This window comes from Actinosynnema sp. NPDC023658, assembly GCF_040639995.1.
GTDB lineage: Bacteria > Actinomycetota > Actinomycetes > Mycobacteriales > Pseudonocardiaceae > Actinosynnema.
In genome coordinates this window covers 1-574 of sequence record NZ_JBFAAX010000758.1, presented here as the reverse complement: position 1 = coordinate 574, position 574 = coordinate 1, and the positions used below count along the sequence as shown (strand labels likewise).

1 pseudogene is annotated in these 574 nt (G+C 75.3%); it reads left to right on the top strand.

Annotated elements, in window-relative coordinates:
- Positions 1-459: pseudogene (locus tag AB0G02_RS34305) on the top strand (hypothetical protein); the annotation flags it as partial.
- Positions 460-574: the final 115 nt, after the last annotated feature.

Genomic DNA, 574 nt, shown 5'->3' with positions numbered 1-574 from the left:
GTGCCGATCGCGGTGTCGGGCAGCGCGGACGGCACCGTCCGGCTCTGGGACGTGCGCGCCCGGCACTCCGTCCGGCTGCTCGGTACGCACGCGGACGTGGTCGGGACCGTCACGATCGGCGCGGTTCGCGGCAAGACCGTCGCGCTGTCGGGCAGCGAGGACGGCGAGGTGCGGGTCTGGGACCTCACCCTGGCCACCCCGTCGGGCACGACGCTCAGCCGCATCCGCAACGCCGTCAAGACGGTCGTCGTCGGCACCGTCAACGGCCGGACCGTCGCGGTGTCGGGCAACGACGACAACACCATCAGGATCTGGGACCTGTTCACCGGCAACCCTTACGGCGACGGCCTCACCGGTCCGGAAACCGCCGCCGAAGCCCTCGCGATCGGCACCGCGGGCGGTCGGACCACGGTCGTCTCCGGCCACTGGGACGGCGCGATCTGGGCCTGGTGCCTGTGACACCCGGTGACGTGCGTGGGGCCCGCGCCGCAGGGCTGTTCCGTGCGTGGTGGCGGGGGCCCCGCGGCGGGCGCGCCCGCCCCCCCCCCCACCGCGGGGGGGCCGGCCCCACGAA